The organism is Streptomyces sp. NPDC002088 (genome assembly GCF_040296605.1).
In the GTDB taxonomy this organism is placed as follows: Bacteria; Actinomycetota; Actinomycetes; order Streptomycetales; family Streptomycetaceae; genus Streptomyces.
Genome location: NZ_JBEOXO010000015.1, coordinates 90,455 through 116,745, shown reverse-complemented (window position 1 = coordinate 116,745; position 26,291 = coordinate 90,455). Strand labels below are relative to the sequence as shown.

Annotated in this window: 27 protein-coding genes and 3 pseudogenes; 13 read left to right on the top strand and 17 right to left on the bottom strand. The window is 68.9% G+C overall.

All coding sequences use genetic code 11. The annotated features are described in order from the left end of the window. The first annotated feature begins 321 nt into the window (after positions 1-321). From ABT114_RS29055 to ABT114_RS29040, 4 genes are all read left to right on the top strand, one after another. The gene (locus ABT114_RS29055) at positions 322-717 is read left to right on the top strand and encodes a peptidoglycan-binding domain-containing protein (RefSeq protein WP_351145929.1); all 396 of its coding nucleotides are present in this window, start codon (positions 322-324) and stop codon (positions 715-717) included. 1,373 nt (positions 718-2,090) lie between these two features. Then, positions 2,091-2,897: a hypothetical protein gene (locus ABT114_RS29050; RefSeq protein WP_351145835.1), complete on the top strand. Its 807-nt coding sequence runs from the start codon at positions 2,091-2,093 to the stop codon at positions 2,895-2,897. Further along, positions 2,894-3,241: a carboxypeptidase-like regulatory domain-containing protein gene (locus ABT114_RS29045; RefSeq protein WP_351145834.1), complete on the top strand. Its 348-nt coding sequence runs from the start codon at positions 2,894-2,896 to the stop codon at positions 3,239-3,241. The genes ABT114_RS29050 and ABT114_RS29045 overlap by 4 nt, the downstream gene beginning before the upstream one ends. A gap of 91 nt (positions 3,242-3,332) precedes the next feature. Further along, positions 3,333-4,400 (top strand): T6SS phospholipase effector Tle1-like catalytic domain-containing protein, encoded by a 1,068-nt coding sequence (locus ABT114_RS29040; protein ID WP_351145833.1) that lies wholly within the window; start codon positions 3,333-3,335, stop codon positions 4,398-4,400. A 180-nt stretch (positions 4,401-4,580) separates the two neighbouring features. On the opposite strand, the gene ABT114_RS29035 is transcribed toward ABT114_RS29040, so the two are convergent. Further along, the gene (locus ABT114_RS29035; RefSeq protein ID WP_351145832.1) at positions 4,581-5,075 is read right to left on the bottom strand and encodes a tetratricopeptide repeat protein; all 495 of its coding nucleotides are present in this window, start codon (positions 5,073-5,075) and stop codon (positions 4,581-4,583) included. Positions 5,076-5,419: 344 nt separating this feature from the next. Further along, positions 5,420-6,544: a hypothetical protein gene (locus ABT114_RS29030; RefSeq protein ID WP_351145831.1), complete on the bottom strand. Its 1,125-nt coding sequence runs from the start codon at positions 6,542-6,544 to the stop codon at positions 5,420-5,422. 532 nt (positions 6,545-7,076) lie between these two features. Between ABT114_RS29030 and ABT114_RS29025 the strand changes: the two genes are divergently transcribed. Both ABT114_RS29025 and ABT114_RS50660 read left to right on the top strand, forming a co-directional pair. Next, positions 7,077-7,844: an SDR family NAD(P)-dependent oxidoreductase gene (locus tag ABT114_RS29025; protein WP_351145830.1), complete on the top strand. Its 768-nt coding sequence runs from the start codon at positions 7,077-7,079 to the stop codon at positions 7,842-7,844. Between the two features lie 600 nt (positions 7,845-8,444). Further along, positions 8,445-8,583, top strand: a pseudogene (locus tag ABT114_RS50660) (Tn3 family transposase); the annotation flags it as partial. Between the two features lie 29 nt (positions 8,584-8,612). Here ABT114_RS50660 and ABT114_RS29020 read toward each other — a convergent pair. Next, entirely contained in the window at positions 8,613-9,020 is a 408-nt protein-coding gene (locus ABT114_RS29020) for a (2Fe-2S) ferredoxin domain-containing protein (RefSeq protein ID WP_351145829.1), read from the bottom strand. Further along, positions 9,017-11,014 (bottom strand): heavy metal translocating P-type ATPase, encoded by a 1,998-nt coding sequence (locus tag ABT114_RS29015; RefSeq protein WP_351145828.1) that lies wholly within the window; start codon positions 11,012-11,014, stop codon positions 9,017-9,019. The genes ABT114_RS29020 and ABT114_RS29015 overlap by 4 nt, the downstream gene beginning before the upstream one ends. A 95-nt stretch (positions 11,015-11,109) precedes the next feature. On the opposite strand from ABT114_RS29015, the gene ABT114_RS29010 reads away from it, so the two are divergent. After that, positions 11,110-11,499, top strand: a complete 390-nt coding sequence (locus ABT114_RS29010; RefSeq protein ID WP_351145827.1) for an ArsR/SmtB family transcription factor — start codon at positions 11,110-11,112, stop codon at positions 11,497-11,499. Between the two features lie 66 nt (positions 11,500-11,565). On the opposite strand, the gene ABT114_RS29005 is transcribed toward ABT114_RS29010, so the two are convergent. Next, positions 11,566-12,714, bottom strand: coding sequence for an MFS transporter (locus ABT114_RS29005; protein ID WP_351145928.1), 1,149 nt, complete (start codon positions 12,712-12,714; stop codon positions 11,566-11,568). Between the two features lie 44 nt (positions 12,715-12,758). Next, positions 12,759-12,926 carry a hypothetical protein gene (locus tag ABT114_RS29000; protein WP_351145826.1) on the bottom strand — a complete coding sequence of 56 codons (168 nt, stop codon included), beginning with the start codon at positions 12,924-12,926 and terminating at the stop codon, positions 12,759-12,761. A 74-nt stretch (positions 12,927-13,000) separates the two neighbouring features. On the opposite strand from ABT114_RS29000, the gene ABT114_RS28995 reads away from it, so the two are divergent. Next, the gene (locus tag ABT114_RS28995) at positions 13,001-13,348 is read left to right on the top strand and encodes a DUF6233 domain-containing protein (protein ID WP_351145825.1); all 348 of its coding nucleotides are present in this window, start codon (positions 13,001-13,003) and stop codon (positions 13,346-13,348) included. Here ABT114_RS28995 and ABT114_RS28990 read toward each other — a convergent pair. Continuing rightward, positions 13,282-13,521: pseudogene (locus tag ABT114_RS28990) on the bottom strand (hypothetical protein); the annotation flags it as partial. The gene ABT114_RS28995 and the pseudogene ABT114_RS28990 overlap by 67 nt on opposite strands. Positions 13,522-13,742: 221 nt before the next feature. On the opposite strand from ABT114_RS28990, the gene ABT114_RS28985 reads away from it, so the two are divergent. Next, complete coding sequence (locus ABT114_RS28985) at positions 13,743-15,191, top strand: serine/threonine-protein kinase (protein ID WP_351145824.1); 1,449 nt, start codon at positions 13,743-13,745, stop codon at positions 15,189-15,191. Here ABT114_RS28985 and ABT114_RS28980 read toward each other — a convergent pair. Beyond that, a complete protein-coding gene (locus ABT114_RS28980; RefSeq protein WP_351145823.1) occupies positions 15,182-16,063 on the bottom strand; it encodes an SDR family oxidoreductase in 882 nt (293 codons plus the stop codon). The two genes, ABT114_RS28985 and ABT114_RS28980, sit on opposite strands and share 10 nt — an antisense overlap. A gap of 88 nt (positions 16,064-16,151) precedes the next feature. Here ABT114_RS28980 and ABT114_RS28975 point away from each other — a divergent pair, with 88 nt between their 5' ends. Together ABT114_RS28975 and ABT114_RS50655 are read left to right on the top strand one after the other, a co-directional pair. After that, a complete protein-coding gene (locus tag ABT114_RS28975) occupies positions 16,152-16,730 on the top strand; it encodes a TetR/AcrR family transcriptional regulator (protein ID WP_351145822.1) in 579 nt (192 codons plus the stop codon). Positions 16,731-16,954: 224 nt separating this feature from the next. Beyond that, a pseudogene (locus ABT114_RS50655) lies at positions 16,955-17,086 on the top strand (IS256 family transposase); the annotation flags it as partial. Between the two features lie 41 nt (positions 17,087-17,127). On the opposite strand, the gene ABT114_RS28970 reads toward ABT114_RS50655, so the two are convergent. The 8 genes from ABT114_RS28970 to ABT114_RS28935 all read right to left on the bottom strand — a co-directional run bounded on the left by ABT114_RS28970 (position 17,128) and on the right by ABT114_RS28935 (position 23,916). Next, on the bottom strand, positions 17,128-18,399 hold the full coding sequence (locus ABT114_RS28970; protein ID WP_351145821.1) for an ABC transporter permease: 1,272 nt from the start codon (positions 18,397-18,399) through the stop codon (positions 17,128-17,130). Between the two features lies 1 nt (position 18,400). Then, complete coding sequence (locus ABT114_RS28965; protein ID WP_351145927.1) at positions 18,401-19,084, bottom strand: ABC transporter ATP-binding protein; 684 nt, start codon at positions 19,082-19,084, stop codon at positions 18,401-18,403. A gap of 17 nt (positions 19,085-19,101) precedes the next feature. After that, entirely contained in the window at positions 19,102-20,154 is a 1,053-nt protein-coding gene (locus ABT114_RS28960; RefSeq protein WP_351145820.1) for an efflux RND transporter periplasmic adaptor subunit, read from the bottom strand. After that, positions 20,155-20,682 carry a hypothetical protein gene (locus ABT114_RS28955; protein WP_351145819.1) on the bottom strand — a complete coding sequence of 176 codons (528 nt, stop codon included), beginning with the start codon at positions 20,680-20,682 and terminating at the stop codon, positions 20,155-20,157. It lies immediately after the preceding gene. Positions 20,683-21,063: 381 nt separating this feature from the next. After that, positions 21,064-21,582, bottom strand: a complete 519-nt coding sequence (locus ABT114_RS28950) for a hypothetical protein (RefSeq protein ID WP_351145818.1) — start codon at positions 21,580-21,582, stop codon at positions 21,064-21,066. 50 nt (positions 21,583-21,632) lie between these two features. Beyond that, positions 21,633-22,823 carry a sensor histidine kinase gene (locus ABT114_RS28945; protein ID WP_351145817.1) on the bottom strand — a complete coding sequence of 397 codons (1,191 nt, stop codon included), beginning with the start codon at positions 22,821-22,823 and terminating at the stop codon, positions 21,633-21,635. 43 nt (positions 22,824-22,866) lie between these two features. Next, complete coding sequence (locus ABT114_RS28940; protein WP_351145816.1) at positions 22,867-23,532, bottom strand: response regulator transcription factor; 666 nt, start codon at positions 23,530-23,532, stop codon at positions 22,867-22,869. A gap of 129 nt (positions 23,533-23,661) precedes the next feature. Further along, positions 23,662-23,916 (bottom strand): helix-turn-helix domain-containing protein, encoded by a 255-nt coding sequence (locus ABT114_RS28935; RefSeq protein ID WP_351145815.1) that lies wholly within the window; start codon positions 23,914-23,916, stop codon positions 23,662-23,664. Between the two features lie 327 nt (positions 23,917-24,243). On the opposite strand from ABT114_RS28935, the gene ABT114_RS28930 reads away from it, so the two are divergent. Then, a complete protein-coding gene (locus tag ABT114_RS28930) occupies positions 24,244-24,834 on the top strand; it encodes a hypothetical protein (protein ID WP_351145814.1) in 591 nt (196 codons plus the stop codon). A 36-nt stretch (positions 24,835-24,870) separates the two neighbouring features. After that, the gene (locus tag ABT114_RS28925) at positions 24,871-25,197 is read left to right on the top strand and encodes a hypothetical protein (protein WP_351145813.1); all 327 of its coding nucleotides are present in this window, start codon (positions 24,871-24,873) and stop codon (positions 25,195-25,197) included. Positions 25,198-25,843: 646 nt separating this feature from the next. Here ABT114_RS28925 and ABT114_RS28920 read toward each other — a convergent pair. Beyond that, the gene (locus ABT114_RS28920; RefSeq protein ID WP_351145926.1) at positions 25,844-26,152 is read right to left on the bottom strand and encodes a transposase; all 309 of its coding nucleotides are present in this window, start codon (positions 26,150-26,152) and stop codon (positions 25,844-25,846) included. Between the last annotated feature and the right edge of the window lie 139 nt (positions 26,153-26,291).

The window sequence follows — 26,291 nt, the reverse complement described above, 5'->3', positions numbered from 1 at the left end:
AGCAACGCCCCCAGTCCTTGCTGCGGTACGCGTCCGGCATTGCGCTGTGAGTCAACAGCAGAGCACCTGAGGTCCTGTTGTCCAGGAGGATGCGCAGCGAGACTCGTGGTGCAGCGGCCCGGCACCCACGTTGCTCGTGGTGCTGGTACGGGGGGCGCTGACCAGGTACAACAACGTGGTCCGACTCCGGACAAGGCTCGGGCAGCCGTCCCAGGGGAGTTGATGTGAGCACATGCAGAAGCATCGCTCGACTGGCGCGGCTTCCTTTGAAGGGGAAATTCTGTGAGGAAGAAGATCGCTTCTCTGGCCGTCATCGTCGTCATGGCGGGGGGCCTCGGCCTGGCTACGGCGGGAACCAGCGAAGCCGCTGTTCCCACGCAGGTGTCGGCCGCCTCCACGTCGACCGTCTACAACTTCGGCCTGACGACCACCCAGGCCAAGTACGTCCAGTGCTGGCTGAACTACTGGGACTTCGGCAACCTCACCGTCGACGGCGAACTGGGTACCGCCAGCTGGAAGGCGTTCCAGCGGGAGCTGACACAGTACTGGGGTTACACCGGCGCCATCGACGGCATACCGGGGACGAACACGATCAAGGCCCTGCAGAGGCTGCTGAAGGCCAACTGGGGCTACACGGGTGCGATCGACGGCGAAGCCGGATCCGGCACCCAGGCGGCCTTCTCCCGCTTCGCCAACAACAATTCAGGGATGTGCTGACCCAGGGCACAAAGGTCCGTTCAGCAGTCGCCGGGTCGCCCCGCTCGAAGGACCAGGCAGTCAAGTGCGCTGACGGTCCAGACGCCTGAGACGGTCGCCTCCCCTGTCTGTCAGACCGGTCTTGCCGTTCACTTCGCGTTGGGCGGCGACCAGTCCGGTGCCGGTGATCGCGGCGAGCTCCTCGCCGCGATCACGGAGTGGGCCGCTGACGCATCACCCGCCGTACTCACCGCTCGGCGGCCCGGGCCGTGATCCGTCCGGTCCCACCCCTCCGGCCCTCCGGTCGAAGCCACGGTGCGCCGGGTCCTGCAGCACGTGGACGGCGACGCCCTCGAGACGGCGGATTAGTCAAGTGGCGGGGAGTGTCGTTCACCGTACAGACAGTGCCTAGCACTGCGGCCGCCCCACGGGGCAGCTGTGTCCGATGCAGCATCAGTCAGTCCGTGACCAGCGGGTTGTACCCCAAGGAAGCCCAGCCGCGAAGGTCGCCGCCTGGCGCCGTACCCTGGGCGCATGCGGAGCCGGTTGATGTCGTCGAGGACCAGGGCGCGGACTCCGTGGTCGCGCAGCTAGGTTGGATTGTGCGCCGCGTGCCAGCGCAAGACCCACAAGTACGGCCGGGGCGGCTGTCCTTTTTCTCTCGGTGTGGGTTGGGTCTGGTGTGACGTGGTGTGAGGTGGGATCGTTGGGTCTTCGGGACTCGTTCTCGGGGGGTGTGGCTCTGTGGCGGGTTGTTGTACGACTCGTGGCAGGAGTAGTTGATGCGGGCGTTTCCCGTGGTGATGCCGTCCGGGCAGAGGTACTGGACAGTCCTCGATGACGACCTGGAGGTCGTCCCTGTTGCTGACCGGTGGCTTCGGAATCTGCGCTTCGGCCGGGACCGGGCGAAGCTGACCACGAAGGCGTACGCCAGCGGTGTCGCCCTGTATCTGAGCTGGTGCCGGTCGACGAGCCGGGAATGGACGGAGGCGGGCCGGGATCTCGGCCTGTTCATGGTCTGGCTGAAGTACACCCCGGCCCCCGGGACGGGGTGGCGTCGGTGGTGCGGCTGGGGCCTGGAGCGGAGTCGGTACGGGGCGAGCGGCGGATCAACCGGGTGCTGGTCGCCGTGCGGGGCCTGCTGTCGTACGCGGTGTCGGTGCGTGAGGCGCCGAGGTCGGTCCTCGGGCAGATCTACGAACTCGCCGACAGTCGGGACCTTCCGGCGGAGGCGCAGGGCGAGGAAGGCGGCCTCTTCTACCGGCTGCGGCCAGGGCACCGGCTCAGGGAGCCGGAGGCCGTGGTGGACCGGGCGGCCGATGCCGAGCTGGTGGCCATGTTCGTGGCCCGCCGCAACGCGCGCGACCGCCTGATCGTCCTGCTGGTGGGCCGAGTTGGGCTCCGACGTGGCCAGGTGGCGGGCCTGCGGCGCAGTGATGTGCACCTGCTGCCGGACTCCCGCGGAGAGCGCGGCGCCGGCAGGGGATCAGCGGCTGGAGGAAGTTCTTCGTGCCCTGGACGAGGACTTCCTCGCCCTGCTGGGCTGGGACTGGGAGCGGCGGGTGATCACGTGGCCGCGGCAGCATCCGGTGATCGGTCTGCCAGACTGCCCCGTGCCGGGCTGCCCGCTGGCGATCACGGTCCTGACGCGGCCGATGTGCGGGGGCTGTCTGGAGCGGTGGCGCGACTCCAGTCTTCCGCTTGAGGAGTTCCTGCTCGTGCCGAAGGAGACGAGCCGCGGGGTCGGGCAGGGTCCGTGCACGGTGGAGGGCTGCCGGCGGCCCCGGCACACGGTCGCCAGCCGGCTGTGTCTGGCCCACCATACGCAGCGCACCGGCACCAGCCTGAGCACGCTGGGCTGGGAGGAGTTCCTCGCCCATCCGAAGGTGAACGGGTACGCCTCGTCCGGGCGGTGCGAGGTGGCCGCGTGCTATCTCGACCGTGTCGGCCGCCAGGATCCGTACTGCAGGGCGCACATCCAGCGTCTGCGCCGGGCCCAGATTGCGCCCGGCTTCGACGAGGCGCTCTGGCGCCGGACGGACAAGGCGATCAGCACCACCCGCGAGGTCAGCCTGCGCGGCATGCCGGACCTGCTCGTCGCTGAACTCCTCTACGGACTGTGGGCCCGCACGCAGGAGGGGCTCAGGGCCCGGCCCGAGTGCCTGCGACCGCTCTACGACCGGCTGCGCGCCCACCAGTGACCGTGCCGGTCGCCCTGGCCGCGGATGAACTGGGCCCGCTGGTCACCACCCAGACGATCCGGACGACCACGATCGGGGAGGCGGGCGCCGATGCGGTGATCCGGATCGGCGGGAGCGTGCTGACCGCGGACGGCGCCCCGATCCCCGGCGCCTGGGTGCGGCTGGAGACCCCGGCCGGCGACCCGGTCCACACCACGTACACCACCTCCCAGGGCCACTACCTCGTCGACCGCCTCCCCGCCGGCCGCTATCGCTGCCGGGCCCGCGTCACCGGCCTCGGGGAACGGATACGCGAGTTCGACGTCCCCGGCCCCGCGGGCGGCTACGACGTCACCTTCGACTGACGACCGGGCCCGCTGTATCTGCCGGGCGCCCCCGGCCTCATCTCTACAAGGACCTGGGATCCACCCAGGGAGCAGGGGGAGGTGGCACGCCATGGCCAAGCGCCTGGTGATCTGCTGCGACGGAACATGGAACCGGGCCGACCAGCCGAACAGGACCAATGTCGCCAAGGTCGCCCTCACGGTCCGCCGTAACGCCGAGGACGGCACCGAACAGCGGGTCTACTACCACGCCGGAGTCGGCGTCAAGCGCTGGGAGCGGCTGCGGGGCGGCGCGTTCGGCTTCGGCCTGTCCCGGCACGTGCTTGACGCCTACCGCTTCCTGGTCGCCGGCTACGACCCCGGCGACCAGCTCTACCTGTTCGGGTTCAGCCGGGGCGCCTTCACCGCCCGCAGCCTCGCCGGGCTGGTACGCAACAGCGGCATCCTGCGCCGGGAGCACGCCGACCGGATCGAGGAGGCGTGGGCCCTGTACCGCAGCCGGACCGACAACCCGTCCAGCGATGCCGCACGCCTGTTCCGCGGCACGTACGCGTACGAGACGGACATCCGCTTCATCGGCGTGTGGGACACGGTCGGCTCCCTCGGCATCCCCGACCTGGGCCCCCGCCTGCCCAAGTGGCTGACCGGCCCGATCAACCACCGCTGGGCCTTCCACGACACCAACCTGAGCAAGTACGTGAACGGCGCCTTCCAGGCTCTGGCCATCGACGAGGAGCGCCCGCCGTTCCAGCCGACGCTGTGGCACCAGCAGCCCGGCGCGGTGGAGCGGAAGCAGGAGCTGAGGCAGGTGTGGTTCACCGGCGTGCACGTCGACATAGGCGGCGGCTTCCCGGACACGGGCCTCTCCGACATCACCCTCCTCTGGATGGTCGGCCACGCCGTCCGGTACGGCCTGGAGTTCGACAACAACCCCCGCTTCCCCGCACACCCCAACCCCATGGCCAAGCTCCGCCTCTCCCGAGAGGGCCTGTACCGGCTGATACCCGCGTATCACAGGCCCATCGGCCGGGTGGTGGACGACAAGACCCGACAGCCCGACGGCCGCGAGTACCTGGCCAAGACCGCCAAGCAGCGCTACGACAACCGGGACACCGCCTACCGACCGCCCCAACTGACCCGCTATCTTGACGATTTCGGCGGCGGACACTTCGAACCGTGACCCGTGCAAGCATTCCGTACGGGTTACAACGGGTGAACATACATCCCCAAATAGGGAGTTCATCGGCATGAGCAGCAGGAGCCGCAGCTCGCGCCAGAGGACGAACGCGTCCGCCGTGAAGATGGCCGACAATCTGGTCGCCGCCTTCCGACGGGCCGCCGGCTTCACCCAGCGGCGAGGTTAAGGATCGGTCGATTGAGCAACACTTCTGCGTTTGCCTTCTTCTCGAGAACTGGTCAGGGCCTTCCGGGTGGCGAGGGTGTCGGGGTGGTCGGGACCCAGCACCCGTTCCCTGTCCGGGAGCAGCTGCTCGAAAGCGGCGGCCGCGCCGATCGCATCCCCCGCCTTGCCCCGCCAGTAGGCGACGATGTGGCGGGCAGCGAGGGTGTCGGGGTGATCGGGTCCCAGGTGGTGCCGGGTGGTGCCGGCCAGGTGCTGGAAGTGGTGAAGGGCGGCCGCGGCCTGGCCGGCCTCGCCGTCGGGCAACACGTCGATGAGGGTGCGCGATCGGTCGGCCAGCCGGTGTCGGTAGGTGACGCAGTCCAGACCGACATCGAAGAGGTAGGCGGCGGCCTGGGACAGCGCGAGCGGCAGGAATCCGAGGTCGTCGGCGAGACCAGCGAGCTGGTCGGGGCACGAAGCACAACGCGAACGCGTCGAAGTGGACCTCAGCATATGCGTGGTACGCCTCCTGGTGGCCAAGGTAGAAGGCTTCGAATTCGAGCGGCAGCACGGTACCGACCTTGGGAGGCTGGACTGCGTCTTGGGAATCGCCGCGGTCTGCAAGAGCCTCTATGGCCAACGCCCCTGGAGCACCGGTCGGAGCCGCGCCAGGTAGGCGGGAACGGTCTCCCGAATGGCCGACTACGGCCGCGATCTCCGTATCCTTCAACCCAATCCCATGGAGCGTGAGAACCGTACGTTGCTGCTTCGGGAGCACCTCACTTCACGTGGTCGCCCCTGACACTCGTCACCGCGCCATCAGCCACAAAGCCGCACGTCGCTCAGAGCCCGATGATTCAGAAGCGACGAGCCGCCCAGTCGTGCAGGAAGACGAAATGAGGCTCGCGGAGGCGGCTGAGAGTGGGGACCTTGAATGACAACTGGTCGAGCTCGACAAACGGAGACTTCACTCTCACCGGAACGACGAAACGTTTCCATTCCACGCGCGGAATTCGCATGGTCGAATTCAGTTGCCTTGTGAGCTCGGCAAGGAGTTGGTGTTGCTCCTGAACAAGCCGCAGGTCACCCGATGCGTAAGCTGCCGACAGCCGGCCGACGTACATCCGGTACGACGCGGCTCGCTCGCGCAGCTCGAGGACTCGATCGGCCAGGGCTCGCGGGTCTGCCGACCCCGCCTTGACCATCTCCCAGAAACTGGGCATCGCTAGAACGGGCAGGCTGACGGGTCCTGCCTGCAACTGATCGGACAGGGCGGCACGAACATGATCGTCGAAGGATTGCAGGAGCCCCACGGCAATCTCCGCATAGTAGTCAGAGCTGAAACGCCGGTCGCTTCCACGGGCAACAGCCGTGAAGTCATGCTCTGCCAACGCCAGCAGGATGGGGTTCCGCAACGAATAGGGCGTGTACGGGAGACCTGTCAGTGCGCCGAGTGCGAGGTAGAAGAAGGTACGGAATACCATCGGTTCAATCTGGTGGGACTCCGGTACATAGTCAGGCCGTGCCGTGCCCGCGATTTCCGTATGAAGGAATCCAAAAATGTGGGACAGATGCAGGGGCTCACGCGAGTGACGACTTCGGGATGCGCGATACGCGATGCTGTACAGGCGTCTGCCGATCTCCTCGCCTCCGCTCATCGCGCGGGACACCTGCCCCATGACCGGCCCACGGTCGGCGCCTACGCCAACGCCCCGTACCAGCCCGGGGAAGAGCTCCGAGATCTCCCCCACCGCGGGCGCCTGGTAGCGCTGCTCTCCGTCGACATAGACCGCTTCATGAAGGATCAAGGACTCGACCAGGTTGGACATTCCACGGTCGACGAGGTCCTCGGCCCACCACATGCCGCCCCAACTGCACTCACGCCTGGCCTGCTCCGAAGCCAGCGGCAGACAGGTGAAAAGCGTTGTGTTGTCCAGGAGAACTGAGTTCGGCCGAACTGACCCGGCGTCATCAATCTGCATGGCAACTCCTCGCAGTGCCGAGTCGGGCCCCACGCCCCGCCTCTGAACAACGCCATCTCACACCACGGACACCCTGCTCCGCCGCAATTCACCCAAAAACAGTTCAGCGAGGGCGGTTGCCACCGATCCCGCTGCGGACGGTGGGCAGATAGCGGAGACATCGCACGGCGAAGACCTTGCTGAGCAGGTGAACACCATCCGGGTGCGGCATCGGCTCATTTCCACTTGGGCTCGTACGGGCTCGAGCCACGCAAGTACGGGCGCGGGTCTTCTGGTGTGATCGCCGGAGGTTCCGGTAGTCGTGGGTTCGGGTTGTCTGTCCCGGCTGCCGTCCCTGGGCCATACGGGCCATCGAGTGCCGCCGTTCGATGGATACGGCGGTCGGGTCCGATGCGGCTGTCGTCCGGCTGGGACATCTTCCGTGCGGGCGTACCGATGGATACGCCCCGGCCCGAAGAGGAACCCAGTGTCGTGCGGGTTCCGAACCGCTTGCCCGTCGTTCACCTGAGTGGTTGCAGGAAGGACCCTCGACGTGTCTGATCCCGTCGTCCTCATCACGGGCGCACTCACCGGTATCGGCCGCGCCACGGCCTTGGCCTACGCACGTCAAGGCGCGAACCTTGTGGTCTCCGGCCGCCACGAGGACGTGGGTGAGCAGTTTGCCGGGGAGCTGGCCGGCCTCGGCGCCCCGGCGGAGTTCGTGCGTGCCGATGTCCGTTTCGACGCCGGTGTGAAGGACCTCGTCGACCGTGCGGTCGCGCGGTTCGGGCGGATCGATGTCGCTGTCAACAACGCCGGCACGGAGGGAACACCCGGCCCTGTCACCGAGGTGACCGACGAGGCTTATCAGGCCACCTTCGATACCAATGTCAAGGGAACGCTGCTGTGCTTGAAGCACGAGTTCCGGGTCATGAGGGAACAGGGCGGCGGCAGCATCGTCAACGTCAGCTCCACCTTGGGCGTGATGGGTTACCCCGGGGCGACCTTGTACGTCGGCAGCAAGCACGCCGTCGTCGGCATCACCAAGGCGGCCGCACTCGAAGGCGCCGCCCAAGGTATCCGGGTCAACGCGGTCGCGCCCGGCTACACCCGGACCGCTATGTACGAGCGGTTCACCGGCGACGACACGGCGCGTGACGCGGTCGATTCGGTGCTGCCTATGCACCGGGCAGGCACCCCGGAGGAGATCGCCGAGGCTGTCCAGTACCTGGGTTCGGACAAGGCGAGCTACGTCACCGGGCACATCCTCGTGGTCGACGGCGGCCTCATGGCGGGCGGGCCCCTGTTCCCGAGCACGTGAATCGCAGGTCGGCGTAGGCCGTGTCGGCCTCGGCGGCGCGCTGGCCGCCCACCGGGATGTTCCGGTTCTCATCGTGACCAAGCGGGCGGCCCCACAGCACACGAGCGACACCAAAAGTCACTGACATTGATCACGCCGCTCCCCGAGAAACGGCTCCCGAAGCAACGACGAAACGACTCCCTCAGAAACCGACACAGCCACCAGCCCTGGGGGAGGATCCGACCGGGTCTTGGCGGTAGCGATTGGAGGATTGGACGGCCAGTAGTGAAGCGGTCAGGCGCTGGTGGGAGTCGTTGCTGAGCGTTGGCGGAGTGCAGCGAAGTCGGCGTGGGCCGCCTTGACGGCCTCCGGGAATGCCTGGGCCTTCTCGTGTTGGGCGAGGGCCCGGTAGATGCTGGTAGGGGTGGCGCTCGACGTCGTCGGCGTCGGCCGGGGCGGGGTCGTGAGGGTCCGCCTTGGCCCCGGATCCTCGCACAACTTGGTTCTCAGAACAGGGTGTGACCCGGTCTTGAGTGAGAACAGGTTGTGCGAGCCGATCCGGCGGCCGGGCGGCCTTCCGGGCCCCGGGTTGATCTTGCTCTGGGAAAGGACCGTTTATGAGAGTGGCTCGACGCCGCCGTCGCCCAGCTGCGCGCCGAGGGCACGAGTCCGGGACGAGGACATCGCCCGCCTGTCCCCGCTCAAGCACCGCAAGCTCAACGTCCTGGGCCGCTACAGCTTCACGGCCTCCGCTCCGGCCGGATGCGACAGCACCCGGCCCGGCGCCGGTCAGTCTTCGAGTTCGTGGCGGATGCGTCGGGAGGGCTGGAAGGTGTAGAGGTCGAGGACGTCGGGCGTTTCGGCGAGGCCGGGGCCGCCGTTCTTGACCCAGGCGGTGATGTCGGCAGCGGCGCCGGGGTCGTTGACCTGCCCGAGCCAGACCGGACGTCCGCCGACTTTACGGCCTTCGGCGGAGGGCTGGATGACGATGACGTTGGCGCGCTCGCACGCGTCGAGGCAGTCGGTTCGCCGAACCATCGCGACTCCTGCCAGCTGGCTGCGCAGGTCGGTGATCTGGGCTTCGTGGTCCAGGCGCGGCACCTTGGCCGGGGTGCCGCAGCAGCAGCCGCGGCAGACGGTGACGGTGGGCCGGGCCGCCCCCGGTGTGGGGGCGGCCTTCTTGGTCCGGCGGCTCACCGCAGGTCCTTCGCGGCGCGGTTCCATGCGGCGTCGCGCAGCAGCCGCAGTCCGTTGAGGCCGACGATGACGGTCGATCCCTCGTGGCCGAGCACGCCGAGGGGCAGCGGCAGGTGGCCCGCCAGGTCCCAGATGACCAGGCCGGAGATGAACACTGCGGCGATGACGAGGTTCTGCACCACCAGGCGGCGGGCGGCGCGGGACAGGTTCACGACGGTGGGGACGGTGGCGAGTTCGTCGCGGACGATGACGGCGTCGGCGGTTTGCAGGGCGAGGTCGGAGCCGGCGCGGCCCATGGCGATGCCGGTGTGGGCGGCGGCCAGGGCGGGGGCGTCATTGACGCCGTCACCGATGACCAGCACCTTGCGCCCTTGGGCTTCCAGGCGCTGTACGGCTTCGACCTTCTCCTGAGGCAGGAGGGCGGCGTGGATGTCGTCGCCGGTGATGCCGGCCTCGGCGGCCAGGCGGCCGGCGGCGCGCGGGTTGTCGCCGGTCACCAGCACCGGGGGGCTACCGGTCAGGGTGGTCAGGGCGGAGACGGTCGCGGCAGCGTCGGGACGCAGCCGGTCGGCGATGCCCAGCACGCCGACCGGGGCGCCGTCGCGCAGGACCAGGACAGCTGTGCGGCCGCCGTTCTCCAGGGCGGCCGCGACCTCGGCGGCGCGGACCGAGCAGGTGTCGTGGCTGTCGTCGAGGAGGCGGGCGGGGGCGCCGACCGCAACGGTGTGGCCGTCGACGGTGGCGGTGGCGGTGACGCCAACGCCGGGGGCGGAGATGAAGTCCCGCATGCCGGTGATGGCCAGGCCCCGGGTGCGGGCGGCGTCGACGACGGCGCGGGCCAGGGGGTGTTCGCTGGGGTGCTCGGCGGCGGCCGCGAGCGCGAGCAGGGTGTCCTCGTCCAGGCCGGAGCCGGATAGGGGGCGGATGTCGGTGACGCGGGGGGTGCCCTCGGTGAGGGTGCCGGTCTTGTCGAATGCGACCGCGTCGACCTGCCCGAGACGCTCCATGACGACGGCGGACTTCACCAGGACGCCGTGACGTCCGGCGTTGGCGATGGCCGAGAGCAGTGGCGGCATCGTCGCCAGGACCACCGCGCACGGCGAGGCCACGATCATGAAGGTCATCGCTCGCAGCAGCGAGCCGGTGAGGTCCGCACCGCACGCGAGAGGGATCAGGAAGACGGCCAGGGTCGCGGAGACCATGCCGAGGCTGTAGCGCTGCTCGACCTTCTCGATGAACAGCTGGGTGGGCGCCTTGGTCTCGGAGGCTTCCTCGACCATGGCCACGATCCGGGCGATCACCGAGTCCGAAGGGTCCCGCTCGACCTTGACCCGCAGGGCCCCGGTCCCGTTCAAAGTGCCGGCGAAGACCTCGTCACCGGCCCCCTTCGCGACCGGCAGCGGCTCGCCGGTGATGGTGGCCTGGTCCACCTCGCTGGCCCCCTCCAGCACCCGGCCGTCCGCGCCGACCCGCTCCCCGGGCCGGACCAGGATGATGTCACCGGCCACCAGGTCCTCTGTCGCGACGCTCTCCTCGCTCCCGTCATCGGCCAGCCGGGCCGCGGTGGCGGGGGCCAGGTCGAGCAGACCGCGCACCGCGTCCTGAGTGCGGGCGGTGGCCAGAGCCTCCAGAGCGCCCGAGGTCGCGAAGATGACGATCAGCAGTGCACCGTCCATCACCTGCCCGATCGAGGCCGCACCGATCGCGGCCACGATCATCAGCAGGTCCACATCCAAGGTCTTCTCCCGCAGCGCCGTCAGTCCCGCCCAAGCCGGTTCCCACCCGCCGGTGACGTAGGCGGCGGCGTACAGCGGACCCCACGCCCAGGCGGGCGCGCCGGTCAGCTGGAGCGGCAGCGCGATGAGGAACAGCACCAGCGCCGCGGCGGCCCAGCGTGCCTCGGCCAGGGCGAACACCCGCGTACGCCGCTTCGGCGCCGTACGCGAGGCGGCCGGAGCGACCCGTCCGGGCCGCTGGAGCAAGGCGGAAGGCATGACAAAACAACCCCTTCAGGGCGGAAGACGGCGACAGGTCCACCGTACAGGAACATCTGAACAGGTCTTCACATGTGACCGGTAGGATGGGCGGCATGGGTCACGGAGCCGACGACAAGAAGCACGCCACCCCCCGCGAGCGCCTGGACGCGGCGGGGGCCACCGACGTCGCCGCCACCCTCCAGGCCCTGGCCACCCCGTCACGGCTGTACATCCTGGCCCGCCTCCAGGAAGGCCCCTGCGCGGTCGGCGACCTCGCCGAGGCCGTCGGCATGGAAGCCTCCGCCTGCTCCCACCAGCTCCGCCTGCTGCGCAATCTCGGGCTCGTCACCGGGGAGCGCCGGGGCCGTTCAATCGTCTACGCGCTTTACGACAACCACGTCGCCGAACTCCTGGAACAGGCCCTCTTCCACGTCGAGCACCTGCGCCTCGGCCTGCGCGACGCCCCCGCGGCCGAAGCGGCGCCGCCCTCGGTCCGGCGGTAGCGACCTTCGGAACCATCGGCGCAGCCTGAAGACGACGACAGGAAGGAGAAGCAGGCCGTGTCCGGCTCAGGCCGGGGGCGTGGGAGCGGGAGATGCGTCGCGCCGGGCGAGTACGGCGAGCGGTGCGAGGGCCAGCAGGAGAGCCAGGGCAGCGTAGCCGTAGGTGAGGGTGGTTGTGGTGGCGACGGCGGCGACCAGCAGTGGGCCACCCGCGTCGCCGAGTTCACGGCCGAGTTCGGCCGAGCCCATCGTCTGGCCAAGACGCTCTTGGGGGGTAACTGCGGCCAGGGCGGCGAAGCCAAGCGGAGTGATCAGGCCGGCGCCGGTGCCGATCAGGAGGGCGGCGGACAGCAGCCCGGCCAGGCCCGGAAGTATCGCGCAGGCCAGTCCGGCGGCCGTGAGGGCAAGGCCGCTGCCAAGTCCGGTGCGGGTGGTGATCCGTCCGTCATCCAGGGCACACCCGGCCCACGGCTGGACGAGAGCGGCGCTGGCGGCCAGGACCGACACGGCAGCGCCGGTGGCCACCGTGCCCAGGTGAACCGCGGCGCCGGAGACCGGCAGGAAGCCGACGCCGACCGACAGGGCGGCGGTCGCGCCCGCCAGCGCAGCAGTCGGCTGCCAAAACGCCGGGACCGTCAGCCGCCGGGCGAAGTCCAGCACGGTCTGCCGGGATTTCGGCAGGGGCGCCACATGCGGCACCGCGAGCATCGCCCATACAGCGACGGCCGCTGCCAGCACCGCCAGCACCGTGAACAGCAGCCGCAGCCCCGCGGCCCACACCAGGACGCCGCCCAGCAGCGGGCCCAGGGTGTAGCCGACGGACTTGCAGAAGCCGTACCTGCCGAACGCCCGCCCGTGCTTGGCGGCTGGGTTGAGCCGGACGACCAGGGAGGAGGCCGCGGGAGAGAACGCAGAAGCGGCAGCTCCCTGCCCCAGGCGGGCCGCCCACAGCCAGCCCGGGCTGCCGGCAACCGCGTACAGGGCGGAGGCGGCGGCGAAGGCGGCGAGGCCGCCGAGTAGCACAGGGCGGGCGCCGATCCGGTCCGCGAGGCTGCCGAAGACGGGTTTGAGTAGCACCTCGGCTCCGTCGTAGAGGGCGAGCAGCCCGCCCAGGACCAGCAGCGAGGTCACCGCATTCTTCGAGCCGCCGAGGCTGGCCGCGACGCTGTGCGCGCCGAAAGCGGTGGTGAACCCCGCCGCGCACAGCGGCCACATCCGCCCCGCCGTGGGCACGGCGGCTTGCTCCTTCGGTATGCGGCTCACGAAGGGCCTCCCGCGCCGTCGGCGCCGAAGGCACGCAGGTGGGCGAACACCCGGTCGCCGTAGTCCTCGAACCGCTGTGTGCACGCGACGAGCCGCGCTTCGGCCTCGGAGGCGGGCAGCTTCTTGCGGTGGATCAGGTGCGGCAACTGCTTCAACGCCTTCACGACCGGGGCACCGTCCGTTGATGTGACAGCTGCTGTCTAACTCCGCGCAGCCTTGACAATGTTGATTCCACAGAATGCGGGTCTGGCACACCCTGTGGCTGCAGCGCATCGACGCGAAGATCGCCGCGCTCCAGCGGCGGCAGGCCGAGGAAGAACACGGCCGCCGAAACCGGCCGGCACTACCGGAGTGGACCGTCGAACTCGGGATCGGCACCGGCCGGCCGCCCGTCCAGGTACACGCCGGTGACTGCTACATGGCGGGCCAGCGCCGCCGCCCCGTGGACCGCGAGGAAGCCCGCCGCCTGCTCGCCACAGGGCTGCGGGCGTGCAGCCACTGCCAGCCCGACATCCAGCAGCCGACGCCCTCGTCAGGCGGGAGGCCGTCGCGCAGCGGTACGTGGACGATCGTGTGCCGGGAGTAGGCGGCGAAGGAGAACAGGGACGCAAGCCGGTTCAGCCCGTCGTGGTCGCCGAGCAGCAGGCCGATGGGCTTGGGGGCGCGCAGTGAGGTGCGGCGAAGGGGCTGCCGGGGCTGGACGACACGGTGCTCGTGCGGCCCGGTCCGGGGCCTGAACTGGCGCAGCCTCAGCCGCATGCGGAGTTCCTCATGGCCTCAGGATCGCGGGCGGCGAGTCTCTTCGGCCACGGAGATTCGGCCCAGTGGACCGCGGCCATGGACGAGCCCGGAGCCGGGCTGTAACAGCAGGCGTCTGTCAAGCTGTTGCGCTTGTGAAACTTGTGGGAACCACCTACTGGACGCCAGCGTGATCGGTGATGCTGAGGTTCTCGGCGTGGACAGGTCACTGGAGGTAGCAGGTGGAACGGGGCGCCCTGATCGCGGGCAGGTACGAGCTGACCGAACTGCTGGGCCGAGGAGGCATGGGCGAGGTCTGGGCCGGCCGTGACCGCGAGCTCCACCGCAGCGTCGCTGTCAAACTCCTGCACCACGACGACAACGCTCCCCCCGAGCTGGTCCAGCGCTTCGAGCGCGAGGCAGTGGCCGCGGCCCAGATCAACTACCCCAACATCGTTGCCCTCTACGACCGCGGCACGCACGGCCACCTGCAGTTCCTGGTCATGGAGCACGTTGAGGGCACCAGCCTGGCCCAGTACCTGCACCGTCAAGGCCCCCTGAACCTGGACCGGGCCCTGGAGATCGCCCAAGAGATCTGTACCGCCCTCGTCGCCGCACACGAGGCGAATGTCGTCCACTACGACATCAAGCCCTCCAACGTCATGCTCACCGCCAACGGCTCCATCAAGGTCGTGGACTTCGGTATCGCGGGCTTCACTCACACTCACACCTTCACCGTCGCGCCCACAACCGCGCTCTCCCCGGTCGGAACCGCCCAGTACGGAGCGCCGGAACAGTTCCTGGACCAACGAGGCGACGAGCGCTCCGACCTCTACGCCCTGGGCGGCGTCCTGTTCGCTCTGCTCACCGGGGAGCCCCCGTTCGAAGACGGCACCCCCTTGTCGTTGATCCGCCGCAAACTCGATGAAGAACCCCGTCCGGTGGCCGCACTGCGCCCCGATGTCCCCGCACCGGTTGCCCAGTTGCTGACGGACCTCCTGCGGCGCGACCCCGAGGACCGCCCCAGAACGGCCGTATCAGTCCGGCAGCGCCTCGCCCGTCTGCGCACGGTTTCGGCCGGCCGGGACACCGGCGAGGCCGAGACCGAGTCCGTTGCGCCGCCCGCGGCGACTCGTAAGCTCAGCACCGGCTGGCCGGAGGCTGAAGACGCGGCCCGGAGCACGGACGCCGAGCCGCCGAAGGCTCCGGTCTCCGCGCGCCGATGGACCGCAAGCAGACGCGTCCGACTCCTGGCGGCGGCCTTGCCCATATCCCTTGTGCTGGCGGTGACCGCCGTCACCTACTACTCCTCTGCGGCCCGCCACCGCGACACCACCAGCCCCTCGCCCAGCGAGAGCGCCACTGCGCCGGCCCGGTACCTGAGGATGCCGGACTTCTGCGGGTACCTCCAGCGCAACGAGTTCCGGGGGCGACAGGAAATGACGGCATCGGAACTGGGATCGGACACCGCCAACACCAGTACAAAGGCAAACTGCGGGTGGAAAAGCCCCGACTCCAGCACTACCGGGTTCGAGATGACACTCAGCGCGACGCTGCTGAGCAAGGAGGGAGCGGCCGAGGAGATGGCCTCGATCAAGCTTGGCCGCAGCACGGTAGACATCGGCAGAACGGTGAGCCAGTTGAGGCATGCGTTGCTCGGGCCGTGTTCTGTCGAAACCCGTCAGGGCTGAATGTTCTCCAAGTCCTCGAGGAGGCTGGAGTGCGTCGGCTGCCATCCGAGGGCATCGCGGGTGTGGGCGCTGGACGCCGGCTGGTCCATGGCGAAGATCGGGCCGAACGGGCCGAAGTTTTCCTGCGGAACCTTCTCGACCGGCAGGCCCAGTCGCCGGCCGATGACTGTCGCGATGTCCCGCACCGCGTCGCCCTCGTCGCCGACGGCGTGCCAGGACGTCCCGGCCGGTGCCGACTCAAGGACCAGACGGAACAGGACCGCTGCGTCGAGCGCGTGCACGGCCGGCCAGCGCTGGGTGCCGTCGCCCGGGTAACCGGACACCCCGGTGCGGCGCGCTGCATCGACCAACAGGCCGGCGAATCCGCCCTGTCCCTCGTTGTGGACGGTGCGCGGCATGCGGACAGCCATGCTGCGCAGACCGCGCGAGGCGAGATCCAGCAGCGCTGTGACCGAACGGCCTCGTCCGCCCACCGGTCCGTCGGTCGGCAGCGGATCGGCCTCGGTGCAGGCGCGCCCTGGCACCCAGGGCGTACCCGAGACCGTGACGATCGGGCGGTCGCTGCCGATGAGTTCCTGCCCCAGTGCGGCGAGAGCGGCGCTCTCCTCGGCGATGGCCTGGGCGAGCGCATCCAGACTGCTGTAGTCGCGTCTGAACGCCAGGCTGATCACGCCGTCACACTGTGCAGCGCCGGACCGCAGGACGTCGAGGTCCGCCAGGTCTCCTCGCAGCACCTTGGCACCAGCGCTCCCAAGGGCCTGCGCGGACCCGTCCGAGCGAGCCAGTGCGAGAACGGTGTGGCCGTTGCCGAGCAGTTCAGCGACGACGGCGGAGCCGATGGTGCCGGTACCGCCGGTGATGAAGACGCGCATGAGCTCTCCCTGAAAGTGATGGGACACCTGTCCCATCACTGACCTTACCCGGTGACGGGACAGGTGTCCCATCACCTATTCTGGTCTCATGGCTAGATGGCAACCGGGGGCGACCCAGCGACTCGTCGTTGCGGCCGTCGACCTGTTCACCGAGCAGGGGTACGACGCCACCACGGTGACGCAGATCGCCGAGCGCGCCGGCGTCACCAAGAGCACCTTCTTCCGGCACTTCTCCGACAAGCGCGAGCTACTGGTCGCCGGCCAGGAGACGCTCAGCAGGCTGCTCGCCGACGGCATCACCGAGGCGCCTGCGAGCGCCAGCCCGCTCCAGGCGGTGGCAGCCGGTCTCGAGCGCGCATCGAGCGCCATGGGGCCGACGAACCGCGAACTCGGCCCCCGCCTCAAAGCAGCCGTGGCAGCCAGCACCGAACTCCAGGAGCGCGACGCCCTCAAGAGCGTCGGTCTCGCGGCCGCCATGACGGCCGCACTCATCGCCCGCGGTGTCCCCGACCCGACCGCGCATCTCGCGGGCGAACTGGGAGTCCTCGCGTTCAAGCGGGGCTACGCGCAGTGGTCCGAAAGCGATCGTGATGACGCGGAAGGGCTCGCGCCTCATGCACTGGCAGCCCTGGAGGACCTGCGCGCGGCAACTGCGTCGCTGGGCTGATGGATGCCACCTGACTGTTCGCCGACCGGGCCCTGTCGGCGCCGTGAGTGCTGCGCCCCATGCCGCATCACATGGCTTGACAGCGCTACGGCTGCTCAGCAGTCCCTTGAGGCCATCACAGCCGAGAAGACGGCCGCCGTGTCAGCCGCCCAGGCGAGTACGCCCCGGCCTGCCGGTCCGAGAGGAAGGGCCCACCCCCGTTACGGGGGTGGGCACCCGGAACACACGCCGAGGACAAGGAGCACGCGGCCGCCGCGGTCAAGGCGTTCGCCAAGCAGTACGGCGCGAAGTTCCCCAAGGCTGTCAAGGAGATCGTCGATGACGAGGGCGAGCTGCTGGCGTTCTACGACTTCCCAGTTGGAGACCCTTCCCCGGACGATGCCGTGGGGAATACCGATCAAGGCGTCGCCAGCGCTTCCGTCGGCTCCAGCCGGGAGGCCCGGATCGCCGGGTACAAGCCCGCGATGGCACCGATCAGTACGGTTGCGCCGACGCCGCCGGCGAGGACCCACAACGGTACGACCGTGGGCCAGTTCTGCGTCATGGCGTAGGTTCCGGTGACCAGGTAGCCCAGGAGCGCGCCGGCCGCCCCGCCGATCATCGACAGCAGGAGCGATTCGCCGACGAACTGCGTTCGGATCTGGCCCTTCGTAGCGCCGAGCGATCGGCGCAGACCGATCTCCGAACGGCGTTCCAGCACCGAGATGACCATCGTGTTGGCGACGCCGATCCCGCCCACGAGCAGCGCGACCGACCCCAGTCCGAGCAGCAGCGAGGTGAAGGTCGCGTTCGTGGCGCGGCGCAGGCTCAGCACATCGGACGGCCTCGACACGTCGACCTCGGTCGGCGCCGACGGGTTGGCCGTGGCCGCGAGCACCGTGCGCACCGCCTCGACCTGCGATTCCGCCGACCGCGTGTAGACGGTCGTGGGGTGCCCGTCGAAGGCGAGGTACGTCGCTGCCGCCGGCCATCCCATGATCACCGATGTGTCGAGTTCCGATGCGAGCGCCGCCTTCTGCAGCACGCCGACGACCGCCCACGTCCGGCCGCCGATGTAGACGGTGGGTCCGCCGCCCAGCCGCTCGGCCGCTGTCGCGCCGAGCACCACCGCCGGGTACCGGTCGGTCGCCCGGTTGAGCCAGACGCCGTGGTCGAGCTCGACGCCGACCGCGGTGAGCAGGTCGAGCTTGGCCGCGACCACGGACAGGCCGTTGGTCTGCGTTACCGGGATCCGGTCGTTGCGGTAGGCGTGCACGGTACCGACGACACCGGTCGCCGTGGCCGTTTGCACCGGTCCGATCCGCTTGATCATTGCGACCGAGTCGTCGGGCAGCGTGGACTGCTTGCCGAACATCGTCTTGCCGGGTGACACCGTCAGCATGTTGGTGCCGAGCTTCGCCAGTTCCCGGTCGAGGTCGGCGTGGCTGGAAGCGGAGATCCCGACCACCGAGATCATCGCCGCGATGCCGATCGCGATGCCCAGCGCCGAGAGCACGGCGCGCAGCGGACGCGAACGCAGACCGTACCCGCCCAGCCGGATCAGGTCCGGTACGCGCAGCCGGGCGGGCCGTAGTGCGTCTTCGGGCCGTTTACGGTCACCGGGCGGAACGCTCCGACGGCGTTCTTCGACCAGATTCGAGGAGTTGGGCAGTCCGGTCGGATGTGACATCTCAGACCACCTGCCCATCGCGCATCTGTACCTGCCGAGGCAGACTGTCGGCGATCTCCCGGTCGTGCGTGATGACCAAGATCGTCGTACCCGCCTCGTTCAGCTCATGCAGCAGCTCCATCACCCCGGCGCCGGAGACCGAGTCCAGGTTGCCGGTCGGCTCGTCGGCGAGCAGGAGCGGCGGGTCGCCCGCGACGGCACGCGCGATCGCGACCCGCTGCCGCTCGCCGCCGGAGAGCTGGTACGGGCGGTGGGTCAGCCGTTCACCCAGTCCGACCCGTACCAGCGCGGCCTCGGCACGCTGTTCGCGATCCCGCTTGGCGGCGCCGCTGTAGAGCAGGCCGTCGGCGACGTTGCTCAGCGCGTCCCGTCCCGCCGCGAGGTGGAACTGCTGGAACACGAAGCCGATGCGCCGGGAGCGCAGCGCTGACAGCTGCCGGTCGGACAGTGCCGCCACGTCGTACCCGTCGATGCGCACGGTGCCCGACGAAGGGCGGTCCAGCGTGCCGATCAGGTTCAGCATCGTGGACTTGCCGGACCCGGACGGCCCGACGATCGCCAGCAGCTCGCCGTATTCGACGGCCATGTCCACCGAGCCCAGCGCGGCGACCCCGCCCGGGTATCTCTTGCTGACCCCGGCGAGCTCGATCACCGGGTGACCGGCAGTGCCGTTCTCACTGGTCATGACGGCCTCGAGAGGATTCACGACGGCATCACCACCTTCTGGCCGGCCTGCAGCCCGGACCCGGTGATCTCCACCTTGCCGTCGGCGAACAGCCCGGTCTCCACCGCCGCCATGCGCATCGTGCTTCCCTCGACCAGTTCCACCCCGTACCCGCCCTCGGCGAGCGCGACCAGCGCGGCCACCGGAACCGTCAGCACGTCCGGCCGCTGCCCGGCGGTGAAAGCGACGCTGACGGCGGCCACTCCCTGGCTTTTGACGTCCTTGTCGAAGCTGATCGTCACCTGGAACTTCGTGGTGTTCGACTCGCCGTCCTCCGCCTCGGCCACGAGCGTCGCCACCTTTTTGATCTTCCCCGTGACGGTCTTCCCGTCCGAGAGTTTGATCTGCACCGCGGCCCCCAGCTTGGCCAGCTGCCCCGAGCTCGAGTCCAGGACGACCGTGACCAGCGGCGAGGTGCCGGTGATCTTCTCGATCTCGGTGCCCGGCGCGACCATCGCTCCGCGCTGCAGACTCAGCGAGTCCACCCGGATCGTGCCGTCGGCGTACACGATCTGAGACGGCTCGACCGAGCCCGTCTCCTTGAGGCCGAGATCGTCCTGCCAATCCTTCACCGCGTAGGCGGTCGCCCAGGTGTAGGTGGAGTCCGGGGTGAAGCCGCGGTAGCCGAGCGCCCAGAGGTTGAGCTCGAACTGCTTGACGTCGGTGCCCTTCGCACCCGTCTTCAGTGTGCGGTAAGGAGGCAGCGAGCCGTGCAGCAAGGTGACCGGCTTGTTGTCGAGGCGGTAGATCGACTTCCCGCGGGAGATCGTCGAGCCCTCGACGGGCAGCGCGGTGATCGTGCCGCCGACCCGTGCCGAGATCGTCGTGCTGTCGCCGTGGGCCAGAGTGCCGTCATGGCTCTCCCGGTCGACGAGCGTCTGCTGGGTGATCTCGGCAGTCGACGCCGGCGTCTCGCCGGCCGAACTGGGGCTGTCATCTGGATCCGACAGGGTGAAGACCGTGATCGCGGTGGCGACCGCGCCGACCGCCAGCACAGCGCTCGCCACGCCCGCCGTGCGCCGTATTCTCATTTACTTTTCCTGACCGGTCGGGAAGAACTTCTGGCACTCCTGCTGCGCCTTCTTGACCGTCGGGTCGTCGTTGTCGATCCCGAGCTTCTCGTCGATGTGCAGGTTGCCGTTCGCGTCGGGGTCGGGGTAGTTCGTGACTCCGTGCTCCCGCATGCACTTCGCCGCCTTCTGGATCTTGGCGATGTCCTCGGCGGGGGCCTTGCCCGACTTGCCTCCGCCGGGGTAGTACTTCTTGCACGCTGTTTCGGCGGCCTCGAGCTTCTTGGGATCGGTGCCGTCGGGCACGCTCACCGACAGGCCGCCGTCCGCCTGCGGGTCGGGGTACCACGTGAGGCCCTGCTCTCGCATGCACCGCGAGTACTTGATGGGCGAGGCCTGACTGCCGCCGGCCGTGCCGTCGGCGGTCGTGGCGCTGGGATTGGCACTGGCGACCTGCGGCTCCTCGTCCTTGCCGCAGCCCATCGTTCCCAGCGCGAGCGTCAGGGCGATCGCGGAGATCACCAATAGCGGGCGACGTTTCCTGGTCATTGTCGTCATGCTTCTTTTTTACGCACCGACCGGTCACACCGCGGGCACAAAAACGTCCAGTGACTTTTCCCCGTTCGAGGACACGTGATGTGAGTCGATCTCAAGTCGGCTGAAAGGAACCGTCCGTGCCCGCGCCTCGCTCGCCGGGGTACCGGCAGCACGCCGAGGGGCCGGCCGTGGCCTGTCTAAGACAACGCCGCGACCGGGGAGATCTGTTCGGGGAGCGCGGTTTACCGGCGGACGTCCATCCAGGTGGCAATGGCGTCCCATGCCTGTCGGGATTCCAGCGCATCACCAGCGGCAGAACAAGGCGAGCGGTCGAACAGCGAACGACGGCTGTTCAACCGTCGGACCGGCACAGTTGAACAGCGCAAGGACCGGTCACGGCACCGGTGCGTACTTCTGGCATTCCTGTTGCGCCTGTTTGACGGCCGGGTCATCGGGTGAGATCCCCAGATTCTTGTCGATGTTGATGCTCCCGTTCTCGTCGGGGTCGGGGAACTTCGCGAATCCGTGGTCCCGCATGCACTGCGACACCTTCCGGAGCTTGTCCAGCTCGTCGGAGCTCTTCTTGTTGCCGCTGCCGCTCCCCCAGGGGGCGTACACCTCGCACTTCTTCTGGGCCTGCTGATATTTGGCCCGGTCGAGGCCCTCCGGCTCGTTCGCGCTCAGGTTGCCCCCGGCGTCCGGGTCGGGATACCACGTGAAGCCCTGCTCGCGCATGCACCGCGAGAACCTCAAAGGCGAGGGCTCGTCCTCGGCGGTCCCGCCGCCACTGGCATTGTGCCGGCCCGGGTCGCCGTCCTCGCCTCCGCCGCATCCCGCGATTCCCAACGCCAGCACCAGAGCGAATGCGGAAAGGACCAGAAGCGGGCGTTGTTTGCTCGTCAAAGTCGCCATGCTTCAAGGTCTACGCTTCGGCCAGTCACACGACGGGCACAAAAAGAGAGCTACCCGGAAATCGCCTGCGACTTCTCCGCCGGGAAGCAAACCCGGATCGAAAGGCCGCCCTCCGGCCGGGCACGTACGCTCAGGTCGGCCGAGTGCGCCACGGCGATCGACTGCACGATGGACAGCCCCAGGCCATGATGACCGTCATCTGCCGTGCGCTCGAGCCGCTGGAACGGGTTGAGCAGCCGGTCCACCGTCTCCGGCGGGACACGTGGCCCGGCGTTGGTCACCGACAGGAAGCAGCCCTCGCCCGCCGCACCGGTGACGACCTCCATCCAGCCGTCCGGGACGTTGTAGCTCATCGCGTTGTCCACCAGGTTGGCCACCAGCCGCTCGACGAGGGCGGAATCACCGGTGACCCACGCCGGCCGGACTCGCTCCACGACGGTCAGGTTCTGTTTGCACGCCCTCGGCTCGGCGGCGCGCAGCACGCCGCCGACGAGCTCCGACAGGTCCACGCGTTCCAACCGGTCCAGGCCGCGTTCGCTGGTCGCCAGCATCAGCAGCGACTCCAGGAGCTGGGCCTGCTGCTCGCTGACGACCACCAGGTCCTCGAATCGCGCCCGGTACGAATCCACCGTCGCGTCCGGATCGATGATGGCCTCTTCCAACAGGGCGTGCTCCAGCGTCAGCGGCGTCCGCAGCTCGTGCGCGGCATTGGCGACGAACCGCTTGTGCGAGTCGAGCGCCATCTCCAGCCGGCCGAGCAACCCGTCCACGGTGTCCGCGAGAGCCTTGAGCTCATCAGGCGGCCCGCTGAAGGCCAGCCGCTCGTGCACGTTCCGCGCCGAGATGAGCTGAATGCCGTCGGTCATGACCCGCAGCGGCCGCAGCACCCGCCCGGCCATCAGCCAGCCCAGGGCCGCCGAGATGGCCGACATGATCGCCAGGGCGACGCCCGACTTCGCCAGCAGCTGGTTCCCGAACTCCTCGCGCTGTTGCACGGCCTGCTGCCGGGCCGCTGCGATGAGGCGCCGTTCCGTTTCGGTGAGTGGAGCGTCCTCCGATGCACCGTCGCCCACGACGATGTTGCTGATGCTCTGATCACCTGAGCGCGATGAGTTGGACGAGGACATCGAGATGCCCGACCCGCTCTGGGTGACGAGAAGAAAGGTGATGGCCAGCAGGACGGCGCCGGAGAGCAGGAACAGCACGCTGTAAAGCAGGGTCAGCCGCAGAGGGACCCGCATGCCGGAGATTCTGGCCATCAGCCTCATGACAAGTCCCAACCCTTCAAATGCGATAACCCCCGCGGGGAACGGTCTCGATGACCGAGGGCTTACCGAGCTTCGACCTGAGACGGTTCATCGTGGCCTTGACCGTCGTGGTAAACGGGTCGGCGGCCTCGTCCCATACCCGTTCCAGCAACTCCTCGGCGGAGATCACCCGGCCCCGCTCGGTGAGCAGGTATTCCAGCACGGCCAGTTCCTTGGGATTGAGCGGCAGCCGGACCCCAGCCCGGGTCGCCACCCGCTGGGCGGGATCGAGCCTCAGCTCACCGTGCTCGAGGATGGGCGGCACGGCGGTCCGGGACCGGCGGCCGAGCGCCCGGATGCGCGCCACCAACTCGGGATAGGCGAACGGTTTCGGCAGGTAGTCGTCGGCGCCGATGGTGAGTCCCTGCACCCGGTCGGTGATGGTCCCGGCCGCGGTCAGCATCAGCACCCGGGCACGCGACGACTCCCGCGTCGCCTCTTGCATCAGCTGCCGGCACACATCGTCGCCGTGCACACCCGGCAGGTCCCGGTCGAGGACCACCACGTCGTAGTCCACCTCGACGGTGCGCTCGAGCGCCGCCGTCCCGTCGTGAACCGCATCCACCGCCATGCCCTCGCGCCGCAGTACCCGCGCCACCGAATCGGCCAGCCGCACATGATCCTCAACCACCAGGACCCTCATCCGTCTTCTTCCCGATCTGTCTCGACCGCGGGACCGTACCGATGGTCAGACTACCGACACTGCAGTCACACAGCCGTCACAGCGCCCTCCCGCGCTTATACGAGTGCGGTTCCTCTGGGGGGACCTTGATCAGCGCGTCAGCGCCTCTTCCTCCGCCTGGATCTCCAGGAGTTCCGCGCTGAGGTCGCCGCGGCTGCGGACCCCGAGTTTTCGGAACACCCGGGTCATGTGCTGCTCGACGGTGCTGAGCGTGATGAACGGCTCCTCAGCGATCTCGCGGTTGGACTGTCTGCGGGCGGCCAGGCTGGCAACCCTGAGTTCCGCGTCTGGCCACGGAGTTGATGGGGGTTCTGCGAAATCGGCCAGGGACGCTCGTCGCCTCATTCCGTACGACGTTCTACGGAGTGGAGAGCTTCAACGAGCGCCACGCGCGTTGCCGGGCCAGGTCGCCCGCTGATGACGTGTACGGGTGGCCCGGTAGGTGAGTTTCGGGAACGTCTGTTGCTTCGACTGCGCGATAGCCCCGATTGACTACGGGGCGCCGTCATAGGACGGCTCTGGCGGTACGAACGCCCGGATAGCGCCGACGTGTGGCGGGCCTGTTGCCGACAGACTGAAGGCGGTGCAGTGGGAGGTCCGGGGTGAGATGCGCCAGGTTTCGGGGCGGGGCTAGGGTCGGCGGCGTTGCGACCACCAGCAGCGGGAGACTCCATGCCGTCAGGGCACACGCAGCAGGACGCCGCCCAGGCCCGGCCGACCGGGCCCCGGCCGCTGGCTCCGCTTCCCTTTGACGTCGAGGCAGTCTTTCCGGAGCTGATCGGTACGGCGCGCGAGGTCACCCTCCTCTACCCCCGGGCCGGGAAGCCGGGCCCGGGGGACAGCTCCATCGGTGGGCCACTGCTGTGGCCGGCCGACGAGCCCTGGCCGATGTGCGCCGAACCGGGCCACTACAAGCCGCTCGACGCGCCCGTCGGGCCAGAGCCGGTCGCGATGGTCCCGGTAGTCCAGCTGTACGCACGGGATGTGCCCGGCCTTGTCTTCCCCGCCGGCACCGACCTGTTGCAGATCCTGTGGTGCCCACTCGTTCACGAGGACGACCAGGCCGCGGCCAACCCCCAGCTCCACTGGCGCAGCGCGACGCTCACGGCCGCTGGCGCCGCTGCCGGGCAACCACCTCGCCCGCATACCGCGGAGGAGGACTACCTGCCGCGCCCGTGCGCCCTGTCCCCCACTCCGGCCGTGGAGTACCCGAACTGGGACCTGCCGGAGGGACTCAGCAAGCTGCTCGACCAGCGGTTTTAGGCCCTGCGGGAGGAACGGGGCTACGACTACTTCGAGGTGGCCACCACGCAACAGAGCAAGGTCGGCGGTTACCCGGGGTGGACCCAGCCGCCTGACTGGCCCGACTGCGCAGGCTGCGGCACCCGCATGGAACATCTGCTCAGCGTCACTGCGACTGAACCAGGCATGGGCCGGTGGCTCCCCATGGACGACTGGGGCCCCCGCCAGCACGGGGCCGCGATCCCGTCCTGGCGGGCCGAGGCCGATCCCGCCGCCCTCGACGCGTTCGGGCACGACATGGCCCTGGGCGACCTGGGCGGCATGTACTTCTTCGTCTGCCGCATCTGCCCCGACACCCCGTGCTCCCACCGCTACGACTGCTGAGGCCTGTCCGGTCGGGTCGCGCGCCCGCGACGTAGCTGGCCACCAGGCGGCCCCTGCTCTGGCGGCTGGCCGCAGGTGAGTGCGGAATTGCCTGGGGAATCAAGCTGAGCAACTCTGAGAACACTCCGAGCCCCGGGTGGGGAGATTCAGGGTTCTGACCGCAGTTCCGTGAATGATCTTGTGGACGAGATGGCGGATCATGCGCCGCTTGTGCGCCACTCGGTCAGGTCATGCGGATGCCTGCGGATCTACGCTTTCCAGCATGTCGGCAAGGGGGGTGCCAGTTCGGGCTGCTGCGATTCGTCGTACTCGCAGTTGGGCTCGGGTACGGGGGCGGAACTTTGGGTCCTTGCCGCAGCCACAGGGCTCGCGGCCCTCGTAACGCAGTCCGGCGTTCAGCACGGCAGCCACGACGGTCCATGCCTTGGTGTCTCGGCGCCGTGGAGCCGCGAAGTCGTGGCCAGCACAGACCATTGGTTCTGAGCATCGGGGGCATCGGTGCTCGCCGGGCCCCGGATGCCGCTTGAACGCGACACGGCAAGGCACGCACGCGTAGTGCAGCTTGTAGGGCTTCTCGGCGTGGTAGCACACGAGGTGAACGTATCTGGCATCGTGGCGGCTGACGAGACGGTTTTCGTGGCCCAGATCATGGTTGGATGAGGATGCGGGTCCGGAGGAGCTCGAACGAGGCCCGGCCATACATGGCTCGCTTGAGCCTTTTCACTCGGTTCACGTTGCCCTCGACGACGCCGGAACTCCATTCCAGAGTGAGGCCGGCAGTGACGGCGTCGGGGTCCTGGCGGAGGAAGCCCGTGAAGCCGCAAACAGGTGCGGGAGCGTCCTGTTCGGCCTGGCGGATCCAGTCCATCAGCAGGAGTCCGCGGCGGTGGGGGCTCCCCGAGAACGCTCCGGCAGCCTCTTGTCGGCTGCCGGGGCGTTCATGCGTTGGGCGCACACCTCGGGTGGCGGGTGATGAGGTTCTTACGAAGTCACAGTGCACCCGGCGAGGTTCGGCAACTCTTGTGCGAGCGCTGTCGGGGAGTCCTGAGCCCGCGTCAGGGCTTCTTGGCACCGTGGGGTCAATTTCGACGCTA